The organism is Ensifer sp. 2TAB8 (assembly GCF_052115125.1).
Taxonomy (GTDB): domain Bacteria; phylum Pseudomonadota; class Alphaproteobacteria; order Rhizobiales; family Rhizobiaceae; genus Ensifer.
Window position 1 is genome coordinate 906854 of sequence record NZ_JBFRGB010000001.1, and the last position, 23892, is coordinate 930745.

The window sequence follows — 23892 nt, forward strand, 5'->3', positions numbered from 1 at the left end:
AGCTTGTTTGAAGGCTTCCAATGACCCAGACAGCCCATCCCGACACCGTTCTCATCGTCGACTTCGGCAGCCAGGTGACGCAGCTCATCGCCCGACGCGTCCGCGAATCCGGTGTCTATTGCGAAATCGTGCCGTTCCAGTCGGCGGAAGAAGGTTTTCAGCGACTGAAGCCGAAAGCCGTGATCCTGTCCGGCAGCCCGGCCTCCACGCTCGACATCGGCTCGCCGCGCGCACCCTCGGCGATCTTCGATTCCGGCCTGCCCGTCTTCGGCATCTGCTATGGCCAACAGACCATGTGCGCCCAGCTCGGCGGCAAGGTCGAAAGCGGCCATCACCGCGAGTTCGGCCGCGCCTTCCTGGAAGTTGAGAAGGACTGCCCGCTGTTTGAAGGACTCTGGTCGGTCGGCTCGCGCCACCAGGTGTGGATGTCGCACGGAGACCGCGTCACCGCGATCCCCGAAGGTTTCGAGGTCGTCGCAACCTCGGCCAATGCTCCCTTCGCCTTCATCGCCGACGAGAAGCGCAAGTACTACGCCGTGCAGTTCCATCCGGAAGTGGTGCACACGCCCGATGGCGCCAAGCTGATTTCGAACTTCGTGCACAAGATCGCCGGCATCAAGGGCGACTGGTCGATGTCGGCCTACCGCGCCAAGGCGGTCGAAGCGATCCGCCGCCAAGTCGGCGACAAGAAGGTCATCTGCGCGCTCTCGGGCGGCGTCGACAGCTCGGTCGCCGCACTCCTCATCCATGAGGCCGTCGGCGACCAGCTCACCTGCATCCTCGTCGACCACGGCCTGATGCGCAAGGACGAGGCGAAGAACGTCGTTGCGATGTTCGAGGAGCACTACAACCTGCACCTCCTGCACGTCGACGCATCCGACCGCTTCATCGGCGAACTGGAAGGCCAGAGCGACCCGGAAACCAAGCGCAAGATCATCGGCCGCCTGTTCATCGAAGTGTTCGAGGAAGAGGCAAAGAAGCTCGGCGGCGCGGACTTCCTCGCTCAGGGCACGCTCTATCCCGACGTCATCGAAAGCGTCTCGTTCACCGGCGGCCCGTCGGTGACGATCAAGTCGCACCACAATGTCGGCGGCCTGCCCGAACGCATGAACATGCAGCTCGTCGAGCCGCTGCGCGAACTCTTCAAGGACGAAGTGCGCGTGCTCGGCCGCGAGCTCGGCCTGCCCGACAGCTTCATCGGCCGCCACCCCTTCCCGGGTCCGGGCCTCGCCATCCGTTGCCCGGGCGGCATCACCCGCGAAAAGCTCGAAATCCTGCGCGAAGCGGATGCGATCTATCTCGACGAGATCCGCAAGGCCGGCCTCTACGACGCCATCTGGCAGGCTTTCGCCGTGCTTCTGCCGGTGCAGACCGTCGGCGTCATGGGCGATGGCCGCACCTACGAGTTCGTCTGTGCGCTGCGCGCCGTCACGTCGGTCGACGGCATGACGGCAGATTTCTACCACTACGACATGGAATTCCTCGGCCGCGCCGCAACGCGCATCATCAACGAGGTCCGCGGCATCAACCGCGTCGTCTACGACGTAACCTCGAAGCCGCCGGGCACGATCGAGTGGGAATAAGCAGTCGCCTCGATGCCGTCAGACCAGCTCTATAACGATCCAGGGCTTGTAGAGTTCTACGACATCGAGAACGGCTGGACCGCCGATTCCGAATATCTGAAGACCATGGCCGCGGGCCGCACCTCGTTCCTCGATCTCGGGTGCGGCACCGGCATGCTGACAGCCGCGCTGGCGGATAACAGCAAGCGCGTCGTCGGCGTCGATCCGGCGGCCGCAATGCTGGATGTCGCAAGACAAAGGCCCGGTGGTGACCGGGTGCGCTGGGTCGAGGGCGACGGCCGGACCATCCGCCTTGGCGAGACCTTCGACATGGTGCTGCTCAGCGGCCATGCCTTCCAGGTTTTCCTCACCAGAGAGGATCAACTCGCCGCACTCAAGACCATCGCGGCGCATCTCTCGCTCGATGGCCGTTTCATCTTCGACAGCCGCAATCCGCAGGTCGAGGAATGGCGGGAATGGACGCCGGCCGGTTCCGAACGGGATATCGTTCATCCGGTCCTCGGCCAGGTCCTCGCCTGGAACGATGTGCAGCACGACCCGGCCACGGGCGTCGTGGAGTATGGAACATTTTATCGGGTCGCAGCGGACGGACGCGCCTACACGGCCCGGTCGAAAATCGCCTTCCCGTCCCATGAAGACTTGGTCGCGATGATCGACGAAGCCGGACTTGTGGTCGAAACCTGGCTTGGCGGCTGGGACGGCAGGCCTTTCGGAGCCTCCGAACCCGAGATCATTCCGATCGGCCGGCTGCGCTAGGCTCGCCGCAGGCCGGCACCGCGCTTCCACCCTTCAAAATCCACGCAGGCGTGTCGCCGCTATTTCACCGCGTCGCGCATTCCATCGCGCAGTTTCCGGACCCGTTCGTTGAGGTCGATCATCTCTGGCACGGTGAAGCCCGAATTCTCCAGCAGGGCATCGGTCAGGCAACCGGTCTTCACATGCAGGCCGCGTCCCTTTGCCGAAAGGTGAACCTCCACCTGTCGCTCGTCGGTGACGCTGCGATGCCGGCCGAGGAAACCGGCGGCCTCCAGCCGTTTGACGGCCGGCGTGATGGTGCTCGATTCAAGGCCCAGTCGATCGGCAATCGCCGAGATCGTCAGACCATCCCTTTCCCAGAGCGTGCTCAAGACGAGATACTGAGTATAGGTCACGCCGAGCGCGTCGAGCATCGGCTTGTAGACGCGGTTAATGGCGATCGACGCAGAATAGATCGAAAAGCAGAGCTGGCTGTCCAGCGGCAGCGTGGTCGGTTCTTCCGGCATCTCAGCCTCCTTGCGGCACAGTGAGGGTTTCCTGCTGCGAAAATCAATATCGCGATAATAAATCTCTTTACAAGAAAATTGAGTCGGCGTATACGATGATTATCGCGATAATAATTGCCGCGAAATAAATCAAACAAGGAGACCCGAAATGCTCAAGTCCCTGATCACCGCCGCCGCTTTCGCCCTCTCCGCAAGCGCACTCACCCCGGCCCAGGCCGCCCCCGCCGCCAAGAATGTCGTGCTCGTTCACGGCGCCTTCGCCGACGGCTCGGGTTGGCAGGGCGTCTACAAAATCCTCAAGAAGGACGGCTATAACGTCACCATCGTGCAGAACCCGACCCTGACGCTTGCTGGCGATGTCGCCGTTACCAAGCGCGCGATCGCCGCGCAGGACGGCCCTGTCGTGCTCGTCGGCCACTCCTATGGTGGCGTGGTCGTTTCGGAAGCCGGCACCGACGAGAAGGTAAAATCCGTCGTCTACATCGCCGCCTTCGCGCCGGACAAGGGCGAGTCGGTTTCCACACTCATCGCCAACCCGCCGGCCGGTGCACCCGTTCCGCCGATCCTGCCGCCGGTGGATGGATTCCTTTCGCTCGACAAGGCGAAGTTCGCCGCAGCCTTCGCGGCCGATGTCGATCCCGGGACTGCGGCCTTCATGGCCGACTCCCAGGTTCCCTGGGGCGTCGAAGCGGCCGCCGGCACTGTGACCGCGCCGGCCTGGAAGGAAAAGCCGAGCTTCTACCTCGTCGCCACCGACGACCACATGATCCCGCCGGCTGCCCAGCGCCAGATGGCCAAACGCGCCGGCTCGACTGTTGTCGAAACTGCAGGCAGCCACGCCGTCTACGTTTCGAAGCCGGACGCCGTTGCGGCGCTCATCGAGCAGGCGGCTCAAGCGGGCGAATAGGCTACGCCGACCGACAGCGATACAAAGGGGCGGAGCGCGAAGCTCCGCCCTTTGTGTTTGTCTCCGAAGCGGCTCGGCAGATGTTAGCGGACACCGGCTGGGTGCTGCCGGCTCCACTCTCGCAGATGCTCGATAAGCACGCGCAGTTTCTGAGGCTGCTGCTGTCGGCGGGGATAATAGAGATAGAAGCCGGGGAATGGCGGGCAGAACGCCTCCAGCAGCGGCGTCAGTTCGCCCCGTTCCATATAGGGCTCGAAGGTCTCGCGCATGCCGAAGGTGATGCCGGCGCCAGCGCAGGCAAGCCGAACCATCGTGTTCATGTCGTTGGTCGTCACCCGCGGCTCGACGGCGACATCGAAGTCACGGCCGTCCTCCGTGAACTCCCACCGGTAGGGGGCGATATCCGGCCGCGCACGCCAGCCGATGCAGGTGTGTGCGACGAGATCGCGCGGGTGCTGCGGCGCGCCGCAGCGAGAGAGGTAACGCGACGACGCCACGGCCACCTGCCGCTGCTCCCGCGATACCGGAATGGCGATCATGTCCTGTTCGATGACCTCGCCGAGCCGAACGCCGGCGTCGAAGCCTTCGCGCACGATGTCGTATTCCTCATCGGTCACGGTGAGGTCAAGGTTGATATCGGGGTAAGCTTCCATGAACGCAGCCAAGGCGGCGCCCGACAGGAAGCTCTCTGCAATCGAGGAGACACTGACGCGAAGCCGGCCGCGCGGCCGCGCGCGCAGTTCCGTCACCGCCTGCAGCGCCGTCGCGAGGTCCGTCAGAGCCGGGCGAGCGCTGGCATAAAGTTGCTCGCCGGCCTCGGTCAGGCGGACGCTTCGGGTGGTGCGCTGAACCAGCGCCACACCCAGGCGATCCTCCAGCCGCTGCAAGCCCTGGCTGACGGCAGAGCGGGTGACGCCAAGCCGCTCGCCGGCAAGGCGAAAACTGCGCGCCTCGGCGATGGCGATGAATGTGGACATTCCTTCGAGTGTATCGGTCATTGGTTAGAATTTCTAACCACGTCATCCCCGATTGGCAACTCGATCGATCAGATCGCCTTTTCTATCTTCTGCTTCACCGGAGCAAAGGCAAAGCGTCTACGCCGGACCGAACGAGATGGAGACAGACATGGCGACCTCCCTATTTCCGCGAGCCGCATGGCTTGCACTGGCCGTCACTGCAGGCAACGCAACCCCGGCGGAGGCAGGCGGCAAGACACCGGGCAAGAATGCCCAAGTGGAGCACAGTGAAAGCGAAACGGCAGAACACCCATATGTGGGCATGTGGGTGACCGACGACGGTTACGTGCGTCACGAACTGCTGGCGAGCGGGCGCTACGACGAGGCCCGAGGCACACGGGAGAGCGCCTATCGCGGGCGCTACGAAATCACCGGGACGCACATCGAGTACCGGGACGATACCGGCTTCACGGCGGATGGCGACTTCGTCGACCGTGACACGTTGCACCATGGCGGCATGATCCTTCGCCGCCGCTGATAGCCCTCCCCCGAGCAATCGACGCCCCTCTGCCGGTAAGTGGAACGAACCACACCCCAACCACAAACGGACCCCTCGAAAGGACAATAACCATGGAGAATGTTCAAGGAAAAGTCGTGGCCATCACCGGCGCAAGCAGCGGCATCGGCGAAGCCACCGCGAAGACATTGGCGGCCGCCGGAGCCAGGGTCGTAATCGGCGCCCGCCGGTCCGATCGGCTGGAGCGCATCGCCGATGAAATCGCCGCCGCCGGCGGCGAGATCCGCTTTCGCATGCTCGACGTTACCGACCGCGATGACGTCGCTGCCTTTGCCCGCTTTGCCGAAGCCGAATTCAGCCGCCTCGACGTCATCGTCAACAATGCCGGCGTAATGCCGCTGTCGCCGTTGGCGGCACTCAAGGTCGACGAGTGGGACCGCATGGTCGACGTGAACATCAAGGGCGTTCTCTACGGCATTGCGGCGGCCCTGCCGATCATGAGTGCGCAAGGGTCCGGGCAGATCGTCAACGTTTCCTCGATCGGTGGGCATTCGGTGTCGCCGACGGCCGCCGTCTACTGCGCGACCAAGTTCGCCGTCCGGGCCATCTCCGATGGCCTGAGGCAGGAGACTGATCGCATCCGCGTCACCGTCATCTCGCCCGGGACGACGACGTCCGAGCTCGCCGATACGATCAGCGATACCACCGCGCGCGCGGCGATGAAGGAATGGCGGGCCATCTGCATCAGCCCGGACGCCATCGCCTCCTCGATTGCCTATGCCATCGGCCAACCGGTTGATGTCGACGTCAGCGAGATCATCGTGCGCCCGACGGCGAGCCCGCATTGAAGTGCGCCGGCGGCAAGCAATCCGGCATGAAGGCACGCCTCGGGCGTGCCTTTTCATTTCGGAAGTGCCGCCTTAATCAATAGTGTTGACTAATCAATCAGTATGTACTAATGATTTAGCCATGATGATCGAAACCGCCCCTATCACCGCCGTCATGCGTGCCCTTGCCGATCCGACACGTCGCGCCGTGTTCGAGCGCATCGCCAATGCCGAGGAAATCACCGTCGTCGAACTGACGCGCGGCAGCGGTGTGACGCAGGGGGCGATCTCGCAGCACCTCAAGTCGCTGAAGCAGGCGGGTCTCGTCGCCGAGCGTCCGGAGGGCCGCAACGTCTATTACCGCGCCGAGCCCGAGGGCCTGGCGCCGCTGGTCGACTGGATGAGCCACTACGGCACCTTCTGGCGCGACCGCTTTGCCAATCTGCGCACTCTTCTCAAGGAGATCGATCCATGACCGACGCAGCAGCTCTGAAACTCGAGACGCAGGATATCGTCGTCGACGAGGTCTTTCCGCATACGCCCGAGACGATCTGGAAAACGCTGACCAACGGCGAATTGATGGGCCGCTGGATCATGCCGCCGGCAGGGTTTCAAGCGGTGGAAGGCACGCATTTCACTTTCCAGACGACGCCCGCCGGCGCCTGGGACGGGACCATTCGTTGCCAGGTCCTGGAGGTACGTCCGCATGAGCGCTTCGTCTACTCCTGGCAGGGCGGGCATGAAGGCAATGCCGGCTACGGGTCCCGCCTCGATACCGTCGTCACCTGGACACTGACAAAGGTCGACACCGGCACCCGGCTGCGCCTGGTGCATTCCGGCTTCGTCACGCCGAAGAACGACAGCGCCTACGCGAACATGAGCAACGGCTGGCCGAAGGTCCTGTCGCGCCTCGGCGCCGTCTCCGACGAACAGCACTGAAAGCCGAAACCGGATCGTCACGGCGATCCGGCACCTCACAAACCCGAAACAGGCAAAGACAATGGTTGGCGTCGCACTTGCGGCCGCGCGCCAGGCTTTGCCGTGCCCGCAACAGGAGGAAATGTATGAGCAAGGCCTATATCGGCGGATGCGCCTGCGGTGCGATCCGCTACGAAATCTCCGGAGAACCGGTCTTCTCCAACGACTGCCAATGTCTTGATTGCCAGCACGAAAGCGGAACCGGGCATGGATCGCATATGACCTTCCGCCGCGACGGCGTGAAACTCGAAGGCGAGGCGACGCACTGGGACATGGTCGCCGACAGCGGTCATGTGAAGACGCGCGGTTTCTGCCCCACCTGCGGCTCGCCCGTCTACATGACCTTTTCGGCAATGCCGGAGTTCTTCAGCGTTCGCGCAGCAAGCCTGGACGATCCCGGCCGCTACAAGCCGCAGGCGGTGACCTATGCGATCCGCGGCCATGCCTGGGACCACCTCGATCCGGCCTTGGTGAAATTCGAGAAGATGCCGCCGGCCTGAGGCGGCAACGCCTTGCGCCGCCGGTCTAGGTTCCGATCTCGAACTGGCGTGCTGCGTCTTACGCGCGATGCAGCGCCGCCCGCCGAGGAGAATGGCACGTCATGGCTGGCCTTTGGTCGCGCACCGACTACGGCAACCAAAGGCAGCCACGATATCAGGCAGCGACACCGGTCTCGCTGATGTCGCTTCGCGAATGTCTGACCTCAGGAGTGTTTCAGCTGCGTGTTGCACATGCTGTAGTAACCGCCGCCCTTCTTGATCCAGGTAAGGTCGCCCAAGGAATTGTTTGCCTTGTCGGCCTTGTACTGGTCGAGGCAGGTGTGCATGCGCGCCTTTCCAGCGGATTCACTTGAATATTTCGGATCGACTGCCTTCGGGAAAACCACGCCCTTCGGCGCCTTTGCGGTCGTCGCCGCCGGCTCGGGCGCGTTGTCGGTGTTGGCGGCCGTTGGTTCTTCACTCGTCATGGCTGCGGGTTTGGCAGCGGTATCGGTTCCGCACTGTGCTTTGCGGAAGTCATTCCATTTCATCCCGTTGAGCGAGCCGGCGGCTTGCGCGGCCTTATATTTCGCGCTGCATTCGGTCATGCTCAACGCGTGCGCGGGGGATGTCAGAAGGATGGGGGAAAACGCGAGGGCGGCAATTGCTGCAATACGGGTAATCTTCATGGGAATTCCCCTTTTTCAAGAGGCATCAAACGCCCAAGAGGCTCTTGAACGCCGGCCTCACCGAAAGAATCCTCCCCGTTTGTGACCGGATGATGGAAGACTTTCGCCGGCTGCCTGGTTCGCCATGGCCGGGCCGACTACCCTCGACAATTGCATCAGGCCGGTGGAATGAACGGCTGGCTGATCGCCTGGAAAACGGGCAGCGCCTCCAGCTTCCCGGCATGCGCGTGCAGCCGGGGGTAGCTGGAAATCGCGACGAGTTCGGGATGCACCTCGTTGAGGAAGCGCAACACGGCGGCAACGGCGATATCCACATGGCCGATGCGCTCCGAGAACCAGTACTCGCTCTGGCTTTCCGCGCGGCTTCCTTCCAGTACGGCAAGCGTTTCCTCGATCTGGCGGCGGCATCGATCGACCCAGACAGCCGAGACTTCACCGTGCAGGCGCTTTTCATAGAAGAGACTGACGGCCTTGTCGCCGAGGCCCGTGGCAAGCGTAGCGATCCTCAGCGCCCGATGTCGCGCCGGCTCGGTTCGCGGGAACATGACCCGATCGTGCGAGACGAGGCTATCGAGGTAGTCGAGAATGATATGGCTATCCGTCAGCGCCGTCCCGTCGTCGAGCACCAGCGTCGGCACGCGCGTCAGCGGATTGTAGGCGCGAAGCGCGTCCGCATTGCCGAAGGACGACCAGGGGCGATGTTCGAACGGGATATCATAGAGCACCAGCGCAATGCCGACGCGACGCACGAAAGGCGAGTCATACTGGCCGATCAGGATCATGGTTCAAGCTCCTCCCTCTGGAACGGTCTCAGGGGACAACAGCCCTCCCCCTCGTGTCAAAGTCAAAGCAGCTTCAGCGCAAGCCAAGACCGCACCCCTGTTCTTAGCGACTTGCGGAGTGTGGTGGGAATGCCGATAAGCGCCAGCAATAAACGATACGGGAGGAGCCCCATGGACATTTCCGAAATCATCATCGCCGGCGATACGCCCGGTATCGAATGGCGCCTGCCGGTCTACCGCTTCAAGGGCAGGAGCGCTGCGGCACCCAGGACCTATATCCAGGCGGCGCTGCACGCCAACGAACTGCCCGGCACCGCGCTGGCGCATTTCCTCCTGCAAAAGCTGGAGCAGGCGGAGAAAGACGGCGCCATACTTGGCGACATCACCGTCGTGCCGCAGGCAAACCCGATCGGCACGGCGCAGTCGCATTTCGGCGAGTTGCAGGGGCGCTTCGACCTGGGATCGCGCACCAACTTCAACCGCGATTTCCCGCTAATCGCTCTTGGCGACCGTGACCGGCTGATCGACGATCTCGACCGCTACTCGGCGACAGATCGCCTGAAGCGGCAGCTGCTGCATATGGCGCTCGGCGCCGACCTGATGCTCGACCTTCACTGCGACGACGAGGCGCTGCAATACGCCTATATCGACGACGCCTTCTGGCCGGAGGCGGGGGACCTCGCTTCGGCGCTCGACATGGAGGCGGTATTCCTCTCGGATGGCGAAAGCTCCGCTTTCGAGGAGGCCGTCGCCTATGCCTGGAAATACGAGAGCGGGCAGAAGAAGGCACGCCTTCCGGGACGTCTTTCGGTCACCGTCGAGCTTCGCGGCACACGCGACGTCTATCCGGAGCTTGCGCGCAAGGACGCCGACGGTGTCTTCCGCTTCCTCGTCGCCCGCGGCGTTGTTGCCGGTGACGACGAAACGATCGCACCCTTCGCCGGCATCGTCGCGCCGCTCGACAATATCGAGATGATCCGCGCACCGGAGGCGGGCGCAATCCTGTTCCATCGCGATATCGGCGAGACAGTGAAGGCCGGCGACCTGCTCGCGACCATTCTCACCCGTCCAGGCCGGCCCGACGGTGCGCTGGAGGTTCGCGCGCCGCAGGATGGGCTGATCGTCACCCGCGTCTCGACGCGGCTTGCGCGGCGACGTTCGGACCTGATGAAGATCGCCTGCGCCACGGCTTCCAGCGCTGCGCGCAAGCCAGGACCACTCGAGGCCTGAGAGCAATCCCGGGACGGCGTGAAGGTGTCTCGGCTCGCCCTATTCAGCGACCGTCACCCAAGGTGGCGGCCGTCATTTTCGGGCTGTCGAGAAGGATGGTCGAGCGCAGCGTCTTGATCTCGGCAATCTGCTCGAACTCACTCCAGAGCAGCCGTTTGTAGTCTGCGACGTCGCGCACCGCGATCTTCAGGAGAAAGTCGAAGTCGCCAGCGACCGTATGGCACTCCACCACCTCAGGCATGCGCGAAACCAGCTCGATGAAGCGGTGACCGACCTTGCTTGCGGTGCGCTCCAGCGTCACTTCGACAAAGGCCTGGAAGCCGATGCCGGCAGCCTTCGGATTGACCACTACGGTCTGGCGGATGACGCCCGTCGCATAGAGCCTGGCGAGGCGGCGCGACAGCGGCGCCGGCGAGAGACCGACGCGCGCTGCCAGCTCGTTGTTGCTGAGCGACGCATCCTCGACCAGCAGACGGATGATCCGTCGGTCGACCTGATCCAGTTCCATCGCCACCTTTTCAACCATCGTCGGCCCCTAGCGCGCAAATCAGCAAATCAATTGCAGAGTTTTGCGCAAATAGCACGCTGTCGATATTGTCTCCGTGGCAAAAATCGCATCGATTTTGCGCATGCGCTGACTTATGAAGGAGACCGCAGGGCAGCCGGAGAAGCGGCGGCCGGCAGGCTTTCTCGACCGATAACGCATCGCTGCCACTCAAGGGGGAATTTCCGGCATGTTCGACGCTCTGACCCGCCAACCCGACGATCCGTTGCTCGCCCTGATCGGGCTCTACCGCAAGGACGAACGCCCCGGAAAGGTCGATCTCGGCGTCGGCGTCTACCGCGACGAAACCGGCCACACCCCGATCTTCCGCGCCGTCAAGGCAGCGGAAAAGCGCCTGCTCGAAACGCAGGACAGCAAGTCCTACGTCGGCCCCGAGGGTGATCTCGTCTTCATCGATCATCTCTGGACGCTGGTCGGTGGCGATACCATCGATCGCAGCCATATCGCCGGCGTGCAGACGCCGGGCGGTTCCGGCGCGCTCAGGCTCGCGGCCGACCTCATTCACCAGATGGGCGGCAAGCGCATCTGGATCGGTCTGCCGAGCTGGCCGAACCATGCCAGCATCTTCAAGACCGCTGGCCTTGAACCGGCCGGCTACCCGTTCTTCGACGTGCCGTCGCAGAACGTCCTCTTCGACAACATGATGACGGCGCTGCAGGGCGCTGCCGCCGGCGATGCCGTGCTGTTGCATGCCAGCTGCCACAACCCGACCGGCGGCGTCATCACACAAGCGCAGTGGATGGAGCTTGCCGCCGTCATAGCCGAGCGCGGCCTGCTGCCATTGATCGACCTCGCCTACCAGGGTTTCGGCCGCGGCCTCGACGAGGATGTCGCCGGTCTCCGCCACCTGATCGGCGTCGTGCCCGAAGCGCTGGTCGCCGTTTCCTGCTCCAAGTCCTTCGGCCTCTACCGCGAGCGCGCCGGCGCGATCTTCGCGGTGACGACTTCGTCGTCCTCTGCCGATACGGTCCGGTCCAACCTCGCAGGTCTCGCACGCACCAGCTACTCGATGCCGCCGGATCATGGCGCAGCGATCGTGCGGATGATTCTTTCAGACGCCGAGCTCAAGCGTGACTGGCAAGAAGAACTTGAAACCATGCGGCTGCGCATCACCAACATCCGCCGGGCGCTCGCCGAAGGCTTGCGTGAGCGCTGGCAGGCGCTCGGCGCCGTGGCCAGCCAGGAAGGCATGTTCTCGCTGCTGCCGCTCGCCGAGGCCGACGTCATGCGGCTCAGGAACGAGCACGGCATCTATATGCCCGGTTCCGGCCGCATCAACATTGCCGGCCTGAAGACGGCGGAAGTCGACGGCGTCATCGCCAACTTCAAGAACCTCTGAGGACCATGATGGCCGAGCGCAGCATCGACGCGACAGAAATCCCGACCGAACGCCATCGCCTCTACGAGGATGCGCTGGCGATCCTGACGGGCACGCTGATCATGTCGCTCGGCATCATCATCTACAGCAAGGCGATGCTGCTCACGGGCAGCACGTCGGGCCTGGCGCTGCTTTTGCAATATGCGACCGGCGCCGAGTTCTGGCTGGTCTTTTCGCTCGTCAACCTGCCCTTCTACATTCTGGCGGTCAAACGGCTCGGCTGGATGTTTGCGCTGCGCACCTTCATCGCCGTCAGCCTCGTCTCCCTATTTTCTCGGCTGACGGCCGGCTGGGTGGAGATAGCCCGGCTCGACCCGATCTATGCGGCGGTTGTCGGTGGCGGGCTGATGGGCATGGGCCTGTTGATCCTCTTCCGCCACCGCACCGGCCTTGGCGGCATCAACATCGTGGCGATCTATCTCCAGGAGAGGTTCGGCATCCGTGCCGGATATTTCCAGCTTGCGGTCGATCTCACCATTCTGGCTGCCGCCTTCTTCGTGCTGCCGCCATCGAACCTCGTGCTTTCGGTCATCGGTGCGGCCGTCGTCAACATGACCCTGGCGATCAACCACAAGCCCGGCCGCTACGCCGGTGTGACCTGACGCCAGGTCTCGGTCTTCCCTCCCGCGCATTGGGCGGCTATCACTCCTGCCACCCTTTCAAATCGTGTGATTCCGGACGGTTTCCCCGGACCGCACGACGATGACGCTGGAGCATGGAAATGACGATTACGATCTACGGCATCAAGAATTGCGACACGATGAAGAAGGCGCGCACCTGGCTCGACGGCCGCGGCATTGCCTATCGCTTTCATGACTACAAGGCCGAAGGTATCGACCGCCCGCATCTCGAGCGCTGGTGCAAGGAAGCCGGGTGGGAAACGGTGTTGAACCGCGCCGGAACGACCTTCCGCAAGCTCGACGAAGCGGACAGGCAGGACCTTGACCAGAAAAAAGCCATTGCGCTGATGCTGGCGCAGCCCTCGATGATCAAGCGTCCGGTGCTCGAAGCAGACGGCAACCTGCTGATCGGTTTCAAGCCGGATCTCTACGAGGCACTGCTCGCCAAAGCCTGATCCCCATTTGGAGCGACGACGATGTCGAAGACCACGCGCGCCACGCAGACGCTTTCGAAGGCCGGCGTCGCTTTCAGCGTGCATACCTATGATTACGACCCCAATGCCGAACGCGTCGGCCTGCAGGCGGCGGAAGCGCTCGGGGAGGATCCGAGCCGGGTGCTGAAGACACTGATGGCGGATGTCGACGGCAAGCCAGTCTGCTGCGTCGTGCCCTCCGATCGCGAAGTGAGCATGAAGAAACTGGCCGCCGCCTTCGGCGGCAAATCGGCCGCAATGATGAAGCCGGCGGATGCCGAGCGGCTGACCGGCTACCATGTCGGCGGCATCAGCCCGTTCGGCCAGAAAAAGCTGGTGCCGACGGCGATCGAGGAAGCAGCGCTTGCCGAGGCGCAGGTCTATATCAATGGCGGCCAGCGGGGGCTGCAGGTGCGGCTAGCACCGCGCGATGCGCAGGCTGCACTGAAAGCAATCGCAGCGCCGCTGATCGCCTGATCTTGCCATCAAAATATCACGGATGGCATATAGGAGCAGCCAAAGCGGGTTCAGGAAAGCGTTCGCTGTTTTCCGCCCGCAGCCCGCTCACGGCTTGGAGCTTGGGGCCGCTTCGGAGTTGTTTCATGGCATCTGCAAGGTTTCTGCGCGCGAAGCGTCTTCTGAAACGCCTCGCCGTCGGCACGGCTGCGCTCGTCGCGGCCATGGTTCTCTATCTCGTTGGCTTGCAATGGACCGGCAACTTCCACACGCTCGTCGCCGGTGAGGTCTATCGCTCGGCACAGCCGACGCCGGAGGCGATCGCCACCTATTCTAAGGCCTATGGCATCCGCACCATTATCAACCTGCGCGGCGAGAGGCTGGACGAAAGCTGGTATCGCGACGAGGTTGCCGCGGCCGAGCGCAACGGTATCCGGCTCATCAACTTCCCCATGTCCGCCTCGGCGGAAATCGACCGCAAGGAAACCGACGCGCTGATCGCGATCCTCAAGGACGCACCGAAGCCGCTGTTGATCCATTGCAAGGCCGGCGCCGACCGCACCGGGCTGGTCTCGACGATCTACCTGCAGCAGATCGCCGGCGTCGACGAGGAGACGGCCGAGTGGCAGCTTTCGCCGCTCTACGGCCATGTGGCCATTCCCTATCTGTCCGGTACCTTTGCCATGGACGAGACTTGGGAAGCCCTGGAAAAATCCTTCGGCCTCAGCAGCTAGGCGACGACGGCGTCCTAGATTGACGGTCGCCCATCGGCGCGCGCCCATCCGGCCTGCCGGCCACCTTCTCCCCGCAAGCGGGGCGAAGGACATGCGTGGCGCCCGTTCGTCTCGGCAACAACCACCTTCATCCTCGGGCTAACTTGAGGAGAGAGGCAATTCGCGTGGGCGTCGCAATTCAACGCCTGCTATGACACTGTCCAAAACTAAAAGCCGCTACCTTAGCTTCGCCAGCAGCGCCGCCAGTTGCCGCGCCTCCGTTTCGGTCAGTCTGGCGCCGACATGGGCCTCGATCGAGGGGCCATAGGTCTGCCACATGCGCGCGCGCATCGCCCGGCCGGCCTCGGTAATCACCACCCATTGGCCGCGACCATCGGCGTCGAAGGTTTCACGGCGGACAAGGTCCTCCTTCATCAGACGATCGATCAGCCGGGAGAGATTGTACTGGGCGAGCAGCGTGCGCGCCTCGATCTCGAAGGGACGCAGCCGTCCATGCTCTGCCTGAACCAACTCCCACAACACGTCGTACCAGCCGAGCGGCGGCAAGCTGGCCGCCTTGAAATCGGCCTCGATTCGAGCAAGCACGCGTTCGCGCGCCCGCACCAGCCCGATCCAGGCCTCGGTCGTTTCCGGTCCGGGACGCTTTCCGTCATTTTTCGTCTCTTCGCTCATAGATGCAATTACATCCACCTTGAAAGTCGAAGCAAGCCCACATACATGCAAATGCATCTACTTGCCTCAACCGGGAGACTGCCATGCTTACCCTCGTCAGCCACCATCTCTGCCCCTATGTGCAGCGCGCCTCGATCGCGCTCGACGAAAAAGGCGTTCGCTTCGAGCGGACCTACATTGACCTCAAGGCCAAGCCCGACTGGTTCCTGAAGATCTCGCCGCTCGGCAAGGTGCCGCTGCTGCAGGTGCCGCAGCAAGGCGGTGAAACGGTGCTGTTCGAAAGCTCCGTCATCGCCGAATATGTCGAGGAAAGCCAAGCTGGGCCGAAGCTTCACCCTGGAGATGCGCTGGAGCGCGCCCGGCATCGCGGATGGATGGAGTTCGGCTCGTCGATCCTCTCGGATCTCTGGGGCTTCGAGACCGCCAGCGACCGCGAAGCCTACGAACAGAAGCGCAAGACACTGGCCGGAAAATTCGCGACGATGGAGGCGGCGCTCGGCGACGGCCCCTATTTCGCCGGCACACGATTTTCGCTCGTCGATGCGGTCTTCGCGCCGATCTTCCGCTACTTCGACCTCTTCGATACGCTTGCCGACCACGGCATATTCGACGGGCTCGATCGTATCCGCGCCTGGCGTGCTGCATTGGCGGACCGGCCGAGCGTCAAGGCGGCCGTGACGACGGATTACGGCGAGCGGCTGATGACTTTTCTGCGGGAGCACGACGCCTATCTGCTGCGCGCCCGTCAGGCGTAGACGGACAGTGTCGAGGGCAACATCCCGTCCTTCAGTTTCGTTTCGCACTGGCCTATGACATCACCAAGCCATGCGGGAGGAACTGCATATGACGGACATGACCTCGACCTTGACGATCCTGGAGCCCCACCCCGGCCTCTACGCCTATTGCGACGGGCGCATCGCCGGGGTGCGGCTCTTTTCGGAAGGACCGAACTGGCTCGACGACGGCGCTTATGAACTGGGCGTCGCCTCCTATGCGATCGTCGGCGGCGAGCAAGCACTGGTCTATGATACCCATATCTCGCTCGCCCATGCCCGGGCGATCCGCAATCACCTCGAGAGCCTCGGTGTCACGTCGATCCGCGTCGTGCTCAGCCATTGGCACAAGGACCATGTGGCGGGAAACGCCGTCTTCGCCGACTGCGAGATCATCGCGCTCAGGCTGACGGCAGAGAAGCTTGAAGAAAATCGCGAACGGATCGAGACGGCGACGCCGCCGATCCATCCCCTCGTCATGCCGAACCGGCTGTTTGCGGAGACGCTTGCGCTGACCGTCGGCGAACGTCGCGTCGAGTTGCATCACTTCGCCATCCACAGCGCCGACGGCAATGTCATCTGGCTGCCTGAGGAAAGGCTGCTGCTGGCCGGCGATACGCTCGAGGATACGACAACCTTCATCAGCGAGGCCGACCAGACGGCGACGCACGTCGCGGAACTCAGGCGTCTGCGGCAATGGCCGATTGCTCGGATTCTGCCGGCCCATGGCGACCGCGAACGCATCGCCGCCGGCGGCTACAGGCCGGACCTGATCGATGCCAATCGCGGCTACATCGAAAGACTGACGTGCGCCATTTCGGCCGGAGCGGCAATCGGCACGCTCGAGGAATTCGCCGCCGAAGAGATCGCCTCCGGCGCGATCCGCTATTTCGCACCTTACGAGGCGGTGCACCGGAGCAACATCGAGCGAATGCGGGCCGTTCTCCTGACGGATTGAGCCGCGACACCCACGATGACCACCAGCCTTCATTTTCGCCGCAAAGCGCTCTAAGTCTTCTTCTTCCGATTCAAAAGACAGGCAGATCATGACCTATCCCGCCAATACGCCCAATCCGATTGATCCGGTAAAACTCGACAAGCTCGCGGAAGTCGCGATCCAGGTCGGCCTGCAGCTTCAGCGCGGCCAGGACCTGGTGATGACCGCGCCGGTGGCGGCCATGCCGCTCGTCCGCCTCATCACCAAGCACGCATACAAGGCGGGTGCGGGACTGGTGACGACGCTCTATTCCGACGAGGACACGACGCTCGCGCGCTACGCCTACGCTCCCGACGAAAGCTTCGACCGGGCGAGCGATTGGCTGTTCAAGGGCATGGCCGAGGCCTTTGCCGGTGGCGCTGCACGGCTTGCGATCTCCGGCGACAACCCGATGATGCTGTCGGCGCAGGACCCGGCCAAGGTCGCGCGTGCCAACAAGGCGAACTCGATCGCCTACAAACCCGCGCTCGAAAAGATCTCGAACTTCGACATCAACTGGAACATCGTTTCCTACCCGAATCCGTCCTGGGCGAAGCTGGTCTTCCCTGGTGATCCGGAACACGTGGCCGTCGAGAAGCTCGCCAACGCCATCTTCGCCGCCTCGCGCGTCGACGTCGCCGATCCTGTGACCGCCTGGAAGGAGCACAACGCCAACCTCGCCCGGCGCTCGGCCTGGCTGAACGGCGAGCGCTTCGCGGCACTGCATTTCACCGGCCCCGGCACCGACCTGACTGTCGGGCTTGCCGATGGGCATCTGTGGTGCGGCGGTGCATCGGAAGCCAAGAACGGCGTGACCTGCAACCCGAACATCCCGACCGAAGAGGTCTTCACGACGCCGCATGCGCTGCGCGTAGAGGGCCACGTCTCCTCGACCAAGCCGCTGTCGCACCAGGGCACGCTGATCGACAACATCCAGGTACGCTTCGAAGGCGGCCGGATCGTTGAGGCGAAGGCATCGCGCGGCGAGGAAGTGCTGAACAAGGTGCTCGATACCGACGAAGGCGCGCGCCGGCTCGGCGAAGTGGCGCTGGTGCCGCATTCCTCGCCGATCTCGGCGAGCGGCGTCCTGTTCTACAACACGCTGTTCGACGAAAACGCCTCGTGCCACATCGCGCTCGGCCAGTGCTATTCCGGCTGCTTCGTCGACGACACCAAGCTGACACCGGAACAGATCCGCGCCCAGGGCGGCAATTCCAGCCTGATCCACATCGACTGGATGATCGGTTCGGGCCAGGTCGACATCGACGGCGTGCGCGCCGACGGCAGCCGCGTGCCGGTCATGCGAAAGGGCGAGTGGGCCTGATCACGGCTTCTTGTCAGTCTCGTCCGACCTGAAGGATTTGTGGCCGCCGCAACACATGCGGCGGCCATTTCTTTGGGCGCCCTCAGCCGTTGGCAGCCCGCTTCAGACGCGGCATCTCCGCCGATTGGTAGAGCGACAGCACATGGCCATCGGGATCGGCGAATTCCGCCGACCAGCCGCCCGGCGCGTGGCTCACCGGTGTGACGATGGTGGTTCCCTTTTCCGCGAGGCCGGCGACCACATCGTCGATGCCGCCTTCAGCGAGATCGAACACGACGATCGGCGTGTTGCCCGGTTTGCTTTCGACGACGAAGAAGATCAACTCGACCTCGTTTTCTATCTTGGCCATCAGCCAGGTGCCGGCGTCGTCGTCCTCCATGCGCTGGACCGTGAGGCCAAGGACATCACGATAGAAGGCTTCCGTTCGGCCGAGATCCGAGATGAAGTAGCAGATGGCCCCGATACGTGGTTTCGACAGCATTGGTTGCTCCCTTTCTGTTTGTCACGCCGGCTTGTTGCCGCCGGTTGCCGCTTTGTGAGGCGCGCGCAAAGAAAAATTGATCGCGAAGAGATGGCCATCCGGATCGTGGCTGGCGAAGGCAGCCCGGCCGTCGCGCGTCACCGGCAGCAGCGCCTGGCGGATACGGCCGCTTTCCAGCGGATAGCGCAGCCCCGTCAGTTCCAGATTGGTCTCGCCATGACCGGCGGCACGCCAGCTACGGCGCAGCATCAGGATGCGCTGGCGCAGCGCCTCGTCGGAAATGCCGAGGAGATGACGGATTTCGAGGCGATTGTGGCCGGCAATCGCGAGCAGCAACACGATCCTGACGCCGGGTGAGAGCGTGGCGGCGAAAGCCAGCGGATCGTCAGAGCGCCCCTCTTCCGTTTCCGGCACGTCCGATTGCTGCTCGCGGCGAAGGCGTCGGGCGGCGCTACGCGCCTGCATGGCAGCGAGCTTGCGGATGACGCCGCAGAACCAGGCTCGATCACCGCCGCTTGGAAAACGTCCTGCCTTGAGCGCCACGATCAGCGCTTCATGCAGCAGATCCTCCGCCTCGGCCGTGCGGCGGGACTGGCGCCTGGCGAAGCGAAGGAGATCGGAATAGTGCGCCGGCGTCAGGTGTTCGATCATCAGGCATGCGCTTCTTGCGGGTTGAAGTTCCCGGCAATGTGAAGCGCTTGCCCTATGGTTGCAAGCCCGCCTTCAAGCGCGGGCCGGTCGCACCTTCGGCAACAGCTGCGCACGCTGGCTGAGCCAGACGCTGATGAAGACCACCAAGATGCCAAGCGCCTGAACCGGGGTCAGCTGCTCACCGAGCACACCCCATCCGAGCAGGATGGCGACGACTGGGCTTAAGAAGCCGAGTGGCGAAACGGACGACGGTTCGAGGCGCGAAAGACCGCGGAACCAGAGCAGATAGGTGAAGGCGGCACCGATCAGGCCGAGATAGGCAAGCCCGAGGACGTTTGCCGAGGTCAGCGGCGGCAGCGACGGCTCGAAGAACAACGCCACCGGCACGAGCATCAGACCACCGGCGGCCAGTTGCCAGGCGGTGAAGGTGAGCGGCGGCACCGGCGGCGCCCAATGGCGGCTCAGCACCGTGCCGAAGGCCATGGAAACGGCGCCGGCGAGACCGGCCAGCACGCCGAGCGGATCGAGCGCGGCGCCGGGTGTGAGCACCAGCAGGGCGACGCCGACGATACCTGCGAGGCCGGCGACGACACTGACTAGGCGGATCGGCGAGCCCAGAAAAACGCGCGACAGAAGGATGACGATCAGCGGCTGGACGGCCCCCACCGTGGCCGCAACGCCGCCCGGCAACCGGTAAGCCGAAACGAACAGCACGGCCCAGAAGAAGGAGAAGTTGAGTGCGCCGAGCACGAACGTGCGCGGCCACCAGATACCTTCAGGCAGGCGCCGTACGATGAGCAAGAGCAGGAGCCCGGCCGGAAGCGCCCGCAACATCGCAACGGTCAGCGGGTAGCCTGACGGCAGGAACTGCGTGGTGACGAGGTAGGTACTGCCCCAGATGGCCGGGGCGAGTGCGGTCAAGGCGAGATCGGCGGTGCGGTTCGTGGTCATATCTTTATCTCAAGAATCTCTACATCAAGATAAAATGAAGCTAGCACAGTTTATCTCTACGTCAAGATACTCTATGACTGGCGAAACAGTGGAGACTCTCTGATGGATCGCGTCGACAGGATATTGGCCCAGTGGCACCGGGAACGGCCGGATCTCGATGTGACGGCCATGGGGCTGCTTGGCCGCCTCTCGCGGCTTTCGACCCATATCGGCCGGGAAGTCGAAAAAACCTTTGCCGAGCGCGGCCTCTCCGCTTCGAGCTTCGACGTGCTCGCGACGCTGCGCCGCTCCGGGCCGCCCTATCGGCTTTCGCCCGGAGATCTGCTGGATACGACCATGGTCAGCTCGGGAACCATGACCAACCGCATCGACCAGTTGGAGAAGGCCGGGCTCGTCGAGCGGATTGCCAACCCCGAGGACCGGCGCAGCGTCATCATCGCGCTCACGGAGGAAGGGCTGCGCCGTGTCGACGAGGCAGCGACGGCGCACGTGGCAAACCAGCATCGCGTCGTTTCCGAGCTATCGCCCGAGGAGCGGGCGACGCTCGACGGCTTGCTTAGAAAATATCTGGCGACATTCGAGTAGCCGCGGCTAGATGCCCGCGATGAGCCGACGCACACGGACGAGATGGGCCTTGCGCTTGGCGTCGGTTGCGCGATCCATGTCGTGCAGCGCAAGCATCCGGAAATTCAGCCCCTTGGCGCAGAAGGCGGCGATACCGCGCTTCAGCAGCCGCTTGACCGGGTTGCCCATATAGAGATGCACCACCCACCAGGGCGAGCCTGTCGTGGTCAGCGCCCAGAAGACCTTGATGTTATGAAGCCGCGGAATGATGCGGCCGCCGGCCGGATCGTTGTCGAAGGCGACACCAGGCGCAAAGACGCGATCGAAGAAGCCCTTGAGGATCGCCGGAAAATTGAACCACCATTGTGGGAACACGAGCACCAACCCGTCGGCCGCCTGCAGGCGCGCTATCCAGTCGGCCGCTGCCGAGCGGTCATAGGCGTCGGTGAAGTAGCTGCCGCGCTCGGCCACGGTGAGACGCGGATCGAAATCCTCGCGATAAAGATCGAGCAAATCGACCGAATGGCCGTTCGCCTCCAGGGCCGTGCGCGCTTCACGCGCGACGTTGACGGCAAAACTGTCTTCGAGCGGGTGAGCAAGCACAAGCAGAATGCGCATCCGATGTTCCTCGTGTGTCAGGCAGGATCGAAAATGATCTCTCGTTCAAATGCTATAAAAAATCAATCTGTTGCTGGAAGCCCACCTGGCGGCGAATGTCGACGTTGCAATGGGCTTGAAAAACGAAGCCATTCGCGCCGCTGCAGATTGATGGAGTCCTTGCTCGGCTATCGAGGATAAACCGGACGCGCGTTGCGGGCCAGTTCCGCGAAAACGGATGGCAACCGGCGCGAAGCCCAGGCGGATATGAGTTGCGCGGCGTTGTCTTCCACGGGCTGATCCGAGCGAAGCTGGAGATCGTAGCGCTGTCCTTCATGGATCCGATGAAAGTCCTCCGCGGCACTGCCGATCGGCCGATCGCCGCGAAGCGTTTCCCTTCGGACGAGTTCGTCGAGTTCGCAATGAAGGCCGACGAAAAAGACGTCGAAGGGTTCGAACATCGCCGCCAGTTCGACGGCCCAGCCGGGCTCCTCGAGAATGTGCTCCAGCAGGAGATTGTTGCCGGCTGATGCATAGGCGACCAGCGAGCGGTGAAACCCGTCGAAGAAGCGGGCCCGGTGTTCTTTCCAGCGAAAGTCGCCGCGGCGGAACCGCTCCATCGGCACCGTTCCCGAATCGCGAATATGGTCGATCGAAACATGCCAGAACGGCTCGCCAATCTGCGCCTGGACCGCGCGCGCCAGTGTCGATTTCCCACTGCTGGAGGCGCCGTGGATGAAGATAATCTTGGCTCGCTCAGTCATGCCGGGCTCCGTCAATCTTTAGGGAACCATGGCGTTAGGTCGTGGCCATGACAACGAGATGACGCGCTAGAACAGACTGCCCTGTTTCGGCGGATCTCCCGCCGGCTCCGCGGGCTTCGGCTGCTTCTTGCGTGGCACCGGCGACGGAGAAGCCGGCTCGCCCTCGCCTTCGCCCGCAATTGCCGAAACGCGGCCATCGGCAAATTCCAGACTGAGTGCCATGCCGGCCGAGACGGATGCCGCCTGGCGCACGGGACCGCCATCGGCGTCCCGAACAAGAGCGAAGCCGCGCTGCAGGACGTTGCGATAGGAGAGCGACTGCAGGATGCGATCCTGGGCGACAATGACGCTGCGCAGGCGGCGCACGTCTGCACGGATCGCCGCATCCGACCGGGCGGCAAGCCCCGTGACACGATCGGAAGCGCGGTGGATCTGGCCGACCAAGCGTGAGGGCAGCGCCCGCAGCGCCGCATCCGCCGCCTGGACCCGCGCCTCGCCGCGATGGACCTGCCGCTCGACGATGCGTTCGGCCTTGTTCATGGCATCGACAAGGCGCTGACGCCGCTCGGAAAGCTTGCCCTTCAGAAGATCGGCGCGCAGCTCGGCCGAGACACGCTCGAACTGCCGGCGCTTGTTCGCCGTGTTCATTTGCAAGCCACGGCCGAGGCCCAGCGCTGCCTCATCGAAGCGACGGCGCGGCAGCGCCAGCAGTTGATCGAGTGACGGAAGCGCCCGCGCCAGTGCGCGCACCGCCTGGCGGCGATTGTCCATCTGCCGCCCGACCGCAGATTTCAAGCGTGCCGACAGGCCGGAGACCGCCGCCTCGAGATCGGCCCGGACCGGCACGGCCATTTCGGCCGCCCCGGTCGGCGTCGGTGCGCGCTGGTCGGCGGCATAGTCGATCAGCGTCCAGTCGGTCTCGTGCCCGACGGCGGAAATCAGCGGAATCTGAGAGGCGGCCGCGGCACGAACGACGGCCTCGTCGTTGAAGCCCCAGAGGTCTTCGAGGCTGCCGCCGCCACGCGCAACGATCAACACATCCGGACGGGCGATCGGGCCGCCGGGTTCAATATCGTTGAAGCCGCGAATTGCCGCTGCTACCTCGTCGCCCGAACCATCGCCCTGCACCCGCACCGGCCAGACGACGACGTGCACCGGAAAGCGGTCGGCAATGCGGTGCAGGATATCGCGGATGACGGCACCGGTCGGCGAGGTCACCACGCCGATCACCCTGGGCATATAGGGCAGCGGCCGCTTGCGGGCGGCATCGAAGAGACCCTCGGCCCCGAGCTTGCGCTTGCGCTCTTCGAGAAGCGCCATCAGCGCGCCCGCACCGGCCGGCTCCATCGATTCGATGACGATCTGGTATTTCGACGAACCCGGGAAGGTCGTGACCTTGCCGGTCGCGATTATCTCCATGCCCTCTTCCGGGCGGAAGCGTAGGCGCGAGAAGGTGCCCTTCCAGATCACCGCGTCAATGCGGGCCCGGTCGTCCTTGAGCGCGAAGTAGGCATGGCCCGACGAGTGCGGGCCGCGATAGCCGGAGATCTCGCCGCGCACGCGCACCTGGTCGAAGGCCTGCTCGACGGTTCGCTTGATCGAGCCCGAAAGCTCGGACACCGAATATTCGGCAAGGTTGCTCGGAGAATCGCTGTCGAAGAAAGAAGCCATGGCTTCTTTTACCGCACCCTTCGCCGAAGGCC

30 protein-coding genes are annotated in these 23892 nt (G+C 63.6%); 18 read left to right on the top strand and 12 right to left on the bottom strand.

What is annotated here, in order from left to right; genetic code table 11:
* Nucleotides 1-20: 20 nt before the first annotated feature.
* Both guaA and AB4Z53_RS04465 read left to right on the top strand, forming a co-directional pair.
* Nucleotides 21-1583 carry a glutamine-hydrolyzing GMP synthase gene (gene guaA / locus AB4Z53_RS04460; RefSeq protein ID WP_291150167.1) on the top strand — a complete coding sequence of 521 codons (1563 nt, stop codon included), beginning with the start codon at nt 21-23 and terminating at the stop codon, nt 1581-1583.
* 12 nt (nt 1584-1595) lie between these two features.
* A complete protein-coding gene (locus AB4Z53_RS04465) occupies nt 1596-2339 on the top strand; it encodes a class I SAM-dependent methyltransferase (protein WP_441594912.1) in 744 nt (247 codons plus the stop codon).
* A gap of 59 nt (nt 2340-2398) precedes the next feature.
* On the opposite strand, the gene AB4Z53_RS04470 is transcribed toward AB4Z53_RS04465, so the two are convergent.
* Nucleotides 2399-2845, bottom strand: coding sequence for a MarR family winged helix-turn-helix transcriptional regulator (locus AB4Z53_RS04470; RefSeq protein WP_113536782.1), 447 nt, complete (start codon nt 2843-2845; stop codon nt 2399-2401).
* A 148-nt stretch (nt 2846-2993) separates the two neighbouring features.
* Here AB4Z53_RS04470 and AB4Z53_RS04475 point away from each other — a divergent pair, with 148 nt between their 5' ends.
* Entirely contained in the window at nt 2994-3752 is a 759-nt protein-coding gene (locus AB4Z53_RS04475; RefSeq protein ID WP_441594915.1) for an alpha/beta fold hydrolase, read from the top strand.
* Nucleotides 3753-3835: 83 nt separating this feature from the next.
* Here AB4Z53_RS04475 and AB4Z53_RS04480 read toward each other — a convergent pair whose 3' ends face one another.
* The gene (locus AB4Z53_RS04480; RefSeq protein WP_441594917.1) at nt 3836-4750 is read right to left on the bottom strand and encodes a LysR family transcriptional regulator; all 915 of its coding nucleotides are present in this window, start codon (nt 4748-4750) and stop codon (nt 3836-3838) included.
* A 127-nt stretch (nt 4751-4877) separates the two neighbouring features.
* On the opposite strand from AB4Z53_RS04480, the gene AB4Z53_RS04485 reads away from it, so the two are divergent.
* The 5 genes from AB4Z53_RS04485 to AB4Z53_RS04505 all read left to right on the top strand — a co-directional run bounded on the left by AB4Z53_RS04485 (nt 4878) and on the right by AB4Z53_RS04505 (nt 7530).
* Nucleotides 4878-5246 carry an Atu4866 domain-containing protein gene (locus AB4Z53_RS04485; RefSeq protein WP_441594919.1) on the top strand — a complete coding sequence of 123 codons (369 nt, stop codon included), beginning with the start codon at nt 4878-4880 and terminating at the stop codon, nt 5244-5246.
* Between the two features lie 92 nt (nt 5247-5338).
* Entirely contained in the window at nt 5339-6073 is a 735-nt protein-coding gene (locus AB4Z53_RS04490; protein WP_441594921.1) for an SDR family oxidoreductase, read from the top strand.
* 124 nt (nt 6074-6197) lie between these two features.
* Nucleotides 6198-6527: an ArsR/SmtB family transcription factor gene (locus tag AB4Z53_RS04495; protein WP_113536783.1), complete on the top strand. Its 330-nt coding sequence runs from the start codon at nt 6198-6200 to the stop codon at nt 6525-6527.
* The gene (locus AB4Z53_RS04500; RefSeq protein ID WP_113536731.1) at nt 6524-6991 is read left to right on the top strand and encodes an SRPBCC family protein; all 468 of its coding nucleotides are present in this window, start codon (nt 6524-6526) and stop codon (nt 6989-6991) included. The genes AB4Z53_RS04495 and AB4Z53_RS04500 overlap by 4 nt, the downstream gene beginning before the upstream one ends.
* A gap of 125 nt (nt 6992-7116) precedes the next feature.
* Nucleotides 7117-7530, top strand: a complete 414-nt coding sequence (locus tag AB4Z53_RS04505) for a GFA family protein (RefSeq protein WP_441594923.1) — start codon at nt 7117-7119, stop codon at nt 7528-7530.
* A gap of 203 nt (nt 7531-7733) precedes the next feature.
* On the opposite strand, the gene AB4Z53_RS04510 is transcribed toward AB4Z53_RS04505, so the two are convergent.
* Both AB4Z53_RS04510 and AB4Z53_RS04515 read right to left on the bottom strand, forming a co-directional pair.
* The gene (locus AB4Z53_RS04510) at nt 7734-8198 is read right to left on the bottom strand and encodes a hypothetical protein (RefSeq protein WP_223726169.1); all 465 of its coding nucleotides are present in this window, start codon (nt 8196-8198) and stop codon (nt 7734-7736) included.
* Nucleotides 8199-8353: 155 nt separating this feature from the next.
* Nucleotides 8354-8980, bottom strand: a complete 627-nt coding sequence (locus AB4Z53_RS04515; protein WP_223726168.1) for a glutathione S-transferase family protein — start codon at nt 8978-8980, stop codon at nt 8354-8356.
* Between the two features lie 171 nt (nt 8981-9151).
* Here AB4Z53_RS04515 and AB4Z53_RS04520 point away from each other — a divergent pair, with 171 nt between their 5' ends.
* Nucleotides 9152-10210, top strand: coding sequence for a peptidase M14 (locus AB4Z53_RS04520; protein ID WP_441594926.1), 1059 nt, complete (start codon nt 9152-9154; stop codon nt 10208-10210).
* 43 nt (nt 10211-10253) lie between these two features.
* Here the strand turns inward: AB4Z53_RS04520 and AB4Z53_RS04525 are convergent, their stop codons facing one another.
* On the bottom strand, nt 10254-10736 hold the full coding sequence (locus tag AB4Z53_RS04525) for an Lrp/AsnC family transcriptional regulator (protein WP_441594928.1): 483 nt from the start codon (nt 10734-10736) through the stop codon (nt 10254-10256).
* A 208-nt stretch (nt 10737-10944) separates the two neighbouring features.
* Here AB4Z53_RS04525 and tatA point away from each other — a divergent pair, with 208 nt between their 5' ends.
* The 5 genes from tatA (at nt 10945) to AB4Z53_RS04550 (ending at nt 14436) form a co-directional block, all read left to right on the top strand.
* Nucleotides 10945-12114, top strand: coding sequence for a tyrosine aminotransferase (tatA, locus tag AB4Z53_RS04530; protein WP_441594930.1), 1170 nt, complete (start codon nt 10945-10947; stop codon nt 12112-12114).
* Between the two features lie 8 nt (nt 12115-12122).
* On the top strand, nt 12123-12755 hold the full coding sequence (locus AB4Z53_RS04535; RefSeq protein ID WP_113536738.1) for a YitT family protein: 633 nt from the start codon (nt 12123-12125) through the stop codon (nt 12753-12755).
* A 119-nt stretch (nt 12756-12874) separates the two neighbouring features.
* A complete protein-coding gene (locus AB4Z53_RS04540) occupies nt 12875-13228 on the top strand; it encodes an ArsC family reductase (RefSeq protein WP_441594932.1) in 354 nt (117 codons plus the stop codon).
* Between the two features lie 21 nt (nt 13229-13249).
* Nucleotides 13250-13723 (top strand): Cys-tRNA(Pro) deacylase, encoded by a 474-nt coding sequence (ybaK, locus tag AB4Z53_RS04545; protein WP_113536740.1) that lies wholly within the window; start codon nt 13250-13252, stop codon nt 13721-13723.
* 125 nt (nt 13724-13848) lie between these two features.
* Complete coding sequence (locus AB4Z53_RS04550; protein WP_441594934.1) at nt 13849-14436, top strand: dual specificity protein phosphatase family protein; 588 nt, start codon at nt 13849-13851, stop codon at nt 14434-14436.
* Nucleotides 14437-14652: 216 nt separating this feature from the next.
* On the opposite strand, the gene AB4Z53_RS04555 is transcribed toward AB4Z53_RS04550, so the two are convergent.
* The gene (locus AB4Z53_RS04555; RefSeq protein WP_441594936.1) at nt 14653-15108 is read right to left on the bottom strand and encodes a MarR family winged helix-turn-helix transcriptional regulator; all 456 of its coding nucleotides are present in this window, start codon (nt 15106-15108) and stop codon (nt 14653-14655) included.
* 83 nt (nt 15109-15191) lie between these two features.
* On the opposite strand from AB4Z53_RS04555, the gene AB4Z53_RS04560 reads away from it, so the two are divergent.
* The 3 genes from AB4Z53_RS04560 to AB4Z53_RS04570 all read left to right on the top strand — a co-directional run bounded on the left by AB4Z53_RS04560 (nt 15192) and on the right by AB4Z53_RS04570 (nt 18181).
* Nucleotides 15192-15863 (top strand): glutathione S-transferase family protein, encoded by a 672-nt coding sequence (locus AB4Z53_RS04560; protein ID WP_441594938.1) that lies wholly within the window; start codon nt 15192-15194, stop codon nt 15861-15863.
* Nucleotides 15864-15951: 88 nt separating this feature from the next.
* A complete protein-coding gene (locus tag AB4Z53_RS04565; RefSeq protein WP_441594940.1) occupies nt 15952-16839 on the top strand; it encodes an MBL fold metallo-hydrolase in 888 nt (295 codons plus the stop codon).
* A gap of 88 nt (nt 16840-16927) precedes the next feature.
* Nucleotides 16928-18181 (top strand): aminopeptidase, encoded by a 1254-nt coding sequence (locus AB4Z53_RS04570; RefSeq protein ID WP_441594942.1) that lies wholly within the window; start codon nt 16928-16930, stop codon nt 18179-18181.
* An 82-nt stretch (nt 18182-18263) separates the two neighbouring features.
* Here the strand turns inward: AB4Z53_RS04570 and AB4Z53_RS04575 are convergent, their stop codons facing one another.
* The 3 genes from AB4Z53_RS04575 to AB4Z53_RS04585 all read right to left on the bottom strand — a co-directional run bounded on the left by AB4Z53_RS04575 (nt 18264) and on the right by AB4Z53_RS04585 (nt 20264).
* On the bottom strand, nt 18264-18662 hold the full coding sequence (locus AB4Z53_RS04575; RefSeq protein ID WP_113538931.1) for a VOC family protein: 399 nt from the start codon (nt 18660-18662) through the stop codon (nt 18264-18266).
* A gap of 21 nt (nt 18663-18683) precedes the next feature.
* Nucleotides 18684-19313: an RNA polymerase sigma factor gene (locus AB4Z53_RS04580; protein WP_441594944.1), complete on the bottom strand. Its 630-nt coding sequence runs from the start codon at nt 19311-19313 to the stop codon at nt 18684-18686.
* A gap of 72 nt (nt 19314-19385) precedes the next feature.
* A complete protein-coding gene (locus tag AB4Z53_RS04585) occupies nt 19386-20264 on the bottom strand; it encodes an EamA family transporter (RefSeq protein WP_441594946.1) in 879 nt (292 codons plus the stop codon).
* A 102-nt stretch (nt 20265-20366) separates the two neighbouring features.
* Here AB4Z53_RS04585 and AB4Z53_RS04590 point away from each other — a divergent pair, with 102 nt between their 5' ends.
* Nucleotides 20367-20849 (top strand): MarR family winged helix-turn-helix transcriptional regulator, encoded by a 483-nt coding sequence (locus AB4Z53_RS04590; RefSeq protein ID WP_113538929.1) that lies wholly within the window; start codon nt 20367-20369, stop codon nt 20847-20849.
* A gap of 6 nt (nt 20850-20855) precedes the next feature.
* Here the strand turns inward: AB4Z53_RS04590 and AB4Z53_RS04595 are convergent, their stop codons facing one another.
* From AB4Z53_RS04595 to xseA, 3 genes are all read right to left on the bottom strand, one after another.
* Nucleotides 20856-21446, bottom strand: coding sequence for an NAD(P)H-dependent oxidoreductase (locus AB4Z53_RS04595; protein WP_113538928.1), 591 nt, complete (start codon nt 21444-21446; stop codon nt 20856-20858).
* Between the two features lie 167 nt (nt 21447-21613).
* Complete coding sequence (locus tag AB4Z53_RS04600; protein ID WP_441594949.1) at nt 21614-22189, bottom strand: chloramphenicol phosphotransferase CPT family protein; 576 nt, start codon at nt 22187-22189, stop codon at nt 21614-21616.
* Nucleotides 22190-22255: 66 nt separating this feature from the next.
* Nucleotides 22256-23860, bottom strand: coding sequence for an exodeoxyribonuclease VII large subunit (xseA, locus tag AB4Z53_RS04605; RefSeq protein WP_441594951.1), 1605 nt, complete (start codon nt 23858-23860; stop codon nt 22256-22258).
* Between the last annotated feature and the right edge of the window lie 32 nt (nt 23861-23892).